Below are 4,348 nucleotides of genomic sequence, written 5' to 3'. Positions count from 1 at the left end.
CCGGCATCCCCGGCCCGGCGTTCTCCGTGGTCTCCGGCTCCGTGCTCACAGCGTGCTCCAGTCGTGATCGGGGTAGCGGTGCACGGGCGCCGACACATCGTCCAGCGCCCGGCAGATCTCGTCAGGAAGACTAAGGGTCTCCACTGACAACGCGGCCGTGAGCTGCTGCGCGTTGCGCGCGCCGACGATCGGCGCGGCCACCCCGGGCCGGTCCCGGACCCAGGCGAGGGCCACCTGGAGCGGGGTGACCGCGAGCCCGTCGGCGGCCGTCGTCACCGCGTCCACGATCCGCGTCGCCGTGTCGTCCAGGTACGGCTCCACGAACGGCGCGAGATGCTCGGAGGCGCCGCGCGAGTCAGGGGGAACGGAGTGCCGGTACTTGCCGGTGAGCACGCCCCGGCCGAGCGGGGAGGAGGGCAGCAGGCCAACGCCGAGGTCGAGCGCGGCCGGCAGCACCTCGCGCTCCACGCCCCGCTGCAGCAGCGAGTACTCCATCTGGGTGCTGGCCAGCCGGGTGCGGCTGCCCGGCGCGGCGAGCTGCCAGGTGGCCGCCTTCGCCAGCTGCCAGCCGCAGAAGTTGGAGACCCCCGCGTACCGCGCCCGGCCGCTGCTCACCGCGAGGTCGAGGGCGTGGAGGGTCTCCTCCAGGGGGGTGCCGGGGTCGTAGGCGTGGACGTGCCACAGGTCGACGTGGTCCGTGCCCAGGCGGGCCAGGGAGGCGTCGAGCGCGGCGAGCAGATGGCCGCGGGAGCCGTCGAAGCGCCGGTCGGGGTCGGGGACGCTGCCCGCCTTGGTGGACAGGACCAGGTCGCGGCGCGGCACCAGACCGTCCATGAGCTGTCCGAGCAGGTACTCCGCCTCACCGTTGCCGTACACGTCCGCGGTGTCGACGAGGGTGCCGCCGGCCTCCCAGAACGCCTTCAGCATGTCCGCGGCGTCGTGTTCGTCGGTGTCCCGGCCCCAGGTGAGGGTGCCGAGCCCGATCCGGGACACGCGCAGGCCGGTCCGGCCGAGATGCCTCTGCTCCATGCGGGCGAGATTACTGGCCAGAACCGGTGCGGTGGGTTGCCTGTGGACAACGGGTCCGGGCCGTGAACCCGCCGGTGGGAGCGGCTCCCGCACCCTGCCCCCGGCACCCGCCCGCGCGCTAAGGTCACTCCGACAGGCACGTTACTCATGGGTAAGGGGATTCGGCCATGCAGCTCGGGATCAACCTCGGCTACTGGGGTGCCGGAATGGACGGCGACAACCTGGCCGTGGCGCAGGAGGCCGACCGGCTGGGCTACGCGGTGTGCTGGGCCGCCGAGGCCTACGGTTCCGACGCGGCCACCGTGCTCAGCTGGGTCGCCGCGCAGACGGAACGCATCGACGTCGGCTCCGCCATCTTCCAGATCCCGGCCCGGCAGCCCGCGATGACCGCGATGACCGCGGCCACGCTCGACTCGCTCTCCGGCGGCCGGTTCCGGCTCGGCCTCGGCGTCTCCGGCCCGCAGGTCTCCGAGGGCTGGTACGGCGTCAAGTTCGACAAGCCGCTCGCCCGCACCCGCGAGTACGTGGAGATCGTCCGCCGGGCGATGACGCGCGAGCGGCTGACGTACGAGGGCGAGCACTGGACGCTGCCGCTGCCCGGCGGCCCGGGCAAGCCGATCAAGCTGACCGTGCACCCGCAGCGCGAGCACATCCCGCTCTACATCGCCGCCATCGGCCCGAAGAACCTGGAGCAGACCGGCGAGATCGCCGACGGCGCGCTGCTCATCTTCCCCTCCGCCGAGCACCTGGAGGAGACCACCGTGACGTACCTGCGCGCGGGCCGCGAGAAGGCGGGCCTGACCCTGGACGGCTTCGACGTGTGCCCGACCCTGCCGATCGCCCTCGGCGACGACAAGGACGTGGCCCGGCTCGCCGACACCTTCCGCCCGTACACGGCGCTGTATGTCGGCGGCATGGGCAGCCCCAAGCAGAACTTCTACAACCGGCTCGCGCAGCGCATGGGATACGAGAAGGAGGCCGCCGAGATCCAGCGGACGTACCTGTCCGGGGACAAGCAGGCAGCCGCCGCCGCGGTCCCGCACGAGCTCATCGACCGGACCACCCTGCTCGGCTCCGTCGACCGGATCGCCGACCGGATGAAGGCCTACGCGGCCGCCGGTGTCACCACCCTCAGCCTGGCCCCGGCCGGCTTCACGCTGGAGGAGCGGATCGCGTCCCTGCGGGCCGGCAGCGAGGCCCTGGAGCGCGCCGGCTTGGCGTAGGGAGGTTTCCGCGGCCGTGGTGGGGGCTCGGGGGTCTTCCCCGCCACGGCCGTCACCGGGAACAACGCGCACGGCCCCGCACGGTTACGACCCGCGCCCGTCCTTCTTCCGGCCGAGCGGGACCGCACCCCGCGACGCCGACATGATCCGGGGGACCCCCCCAGGGGGCCTCAGAGCCAGCCGCGCCGCTTGAACAGCCGGTACAGCAGCACCTCCAGCACGGCCATCAGCGCGATCACCGCCGGGTACGACCACAGCCAGTGCAGCTCGGGCATGTGGTCGAAGTTCATGCCGTAGATCCCCGCGATCATCGTGGGGACCGCGGCCATCGCCGCCCACGCGGAGATCTTCCGCATGTCGTCGTTCTGCCGCACGCTCATCTGCGCCAGGTGGGCCGACAGGATGTCCGACACCAGCCGGTCCAGGGCCTCCACCGACTCGTTCACCCGCGTGAGGTGGTCGCCCACGTCACGGAAGAAGGGCCGCGCCTTGTCGTGCACGAACGGCACCGTCCCGCCCAGCGGGCCGTTGCCGGCCAGCCGGCCCAGCGGCAGCGCCAGCGGCCCGGTGGCCCGGCGGAACTCCAGCACCTGCCGCTTGAAGGTGTAGATCCGCGACGCGGTGTTGCGGGAACTGCCCGTCTCCGGCTGGAACACCTCCGCCTCCAGCTCGTCCAGGTCGGTCTGCAGCTCCGTCGCCACCTCCAGGTAGTGGTCCACGGTCGCGTCGGCGATCGCGTACAGCACCGCCGTGGGCCCCTTGTCCAGCATCTCCGGCTCCTCCTCGAGCCGGCGCCGCACCGTCGCCAGCGGCGTCCCCTCGCCGTGCCGGACGGTCACCACGAAGCAGTCGCCCACGAAGACCATCACCTCGCCGGCCGACACGGCGTCGCTGTCGGGCTCGTAGACGACCGGTTTGATCACCATGAACAGCGAGTCGTCGTACACCTCCAGCTTGGGCCGCTGATGGGCCTTGAGGGCATCCTCGACCGCCAGCGGATGCAGCCCGAACTCGTCGGTGACCAGCTCGAACTCCCGCTCCGAGGGCTCGTGCAGCCCGATCCACACGAACCCGCCCGCGGCCCGTGCCTCGGCGAGCGCGTCGGAGAGGTCCTCCGGGCCCTCGGTACGGTGTCCGTGCCGGTAGATGGCGCAGTCCACGATCACGGTGCGCATTCTCCCTTCGCCCGCCCGACGGCGCACCAGGTGGTGCGCCTACCCTGGTCCGCATGCCCACGCTGATCCTCGTAAGGCACGGACGCTCCACCGCCAACACCTCGGGCGTGCTCGCCGGCCGGACCCCCGGCGTCGCCCTGGACGAGCGCGGGGCCGCGCAGGCCGCCGCGCTGCCCGCACGGCTCGCCGGCCTGCCGATCGCCGAGGTCGTCACCAGCCCGCTCCAGCGCTGCCAGGAGACCGTGCGGCCGCTGCTGGAGGCCCGGCCCGGCCTGCGCTGCCACACCGAGGACCGGATCGGCGAGTGCGACTACGGCGACTGGTCCGGCCGCAAGCTCGCCGAGCTGAAGGACGAGCCGCTGATGGAGGTCGTCCAGGCCCACCCGTCCGCCGCCGCCTTCCCCGGCGGGGAGTCCATGCGCCAGATGCACACCCGCGCGGCCGAGGCCGTACGCGAGTGGAACGCGCGCGTGGAGCGCGAGCACGGCGCCGACGCCGTCTACCTCATGTGCTCCCACGGCGACATCATCAAGTCGCTGGTCGCCGACGCCCTCGGCCTCCACCTCGACCTGTTCCAGCGGATCTCGGTGGAGCCCTGCTCCGTGACCGCCATCCGCTACACCCGCCTGCGGCCGTTCCTCGTCCGGCTCGGCGACACCGGCGACTTCGCTTCGCTCGCCCCGCGCGAGGAACCCGGTGACGGCGGCGACGCACCCGTCGGGGGCGGTGCGGGAGCACCGTGATCGTCCGCCGCAGTAGGGTGAAGCGACCCACCCCGTCGCCGATCCGCACGGCACCCACCGCCGAACCGCCCGAAACCACGAAATCAATGGAGACAGGACGTGTCCCGTCAGGTGTTCCTCTACGACCAGCCGGACCGCTTCGTGGCCGGCACGGTCGGACTGCCCGGGCGCCGTACCT

Annotated in this window: 4 protein-coding genes and 1 pseudogene; 3 read left to right on the top strand and 2 right to left on the bottom strand. The window is 72.5% G+C overall.

From position 1 onward, the window contains the following. Positions 1–45 precede the first annotated feature (45 nt). Complete coding sequence (locus IE312_RS32255) at positions 46–1,029, bottom strand: aldo/keto reductase (protein WP_189985796.1); 984 nt, start codon at positions 1,027–1,029, stop codon at positions 46–48. A 167-nt stretch (positions 1,030–1,196) separates the two neighbouring features. On the opposite strand from IE312_RS32255, the gene IE312_RS32250 reads away from it, so the two are divergent. Next, on the top strand, positions 1,197–2,252 hold the full coding sequence (locus IE312_RS32250; RefSeq protein WP_189985795.1) for an LLM class F420-dependent oxidoreductase: 1,056 nt from the start codon (positions 1,197–1,199) through the stop codon (positions 2,250–2,252). A 170-nt stretch (positions 2,253–2,422) separates the two neighbouring features. Here the strand turns inward: IE312_RS32250 and corA are convergent, their stop codons facing one another. Then, positions 2,423–3,418 carry a magnesium/cobalt transporter CorA gene (gene corA / locus IE312_RS32245; RefSeq protein ID WP_189985848.1) on the bottom strand — a complete coding sequence of 332 codons (996 nt, stop codon included), beginning with the start codon at positions 3,416–3,418 and terminating at the stop codon, positions 2,423–2,425. Positions 3,419–3,480: 62 nt separating this feature from the next. On the opposite strand from corA, the gene IE312_RS32240 reads away from it, so the two are divergent. Then, complete coding sequence (locus tag IE312_RS32240) at positions 3,481–4,170, top strand: histidine phosphatase family protein (RefSeq protein ID WP_189985794.1); 690 nt, start codon at positions 3,481–3,483, stop codon at positions 4,168–4,170. Positions 4,171–4,269: 99 nt separating this feature from the next. Then, positions 4,270–4,348, top strand: a pseudogene (locus IE312_RS42805) (DUF3090 domain-containing protein); the annotation flags it as partial.

Source organism: Streptomyces capoamus (assembly GCF_014654935.1).
GTDB classification, from domain to species: Bacteria; Actinomycetota; Actinomycetes; order Streptomycetales; family Streptomycetaceae; genus Streptomyces; species Streptomyces capoamus.
The sequence above is the reverse complement of the archived record's forward strand: the minus strand, read 5'-3'. Positions and strand labels throughout refer to the sequence as shown.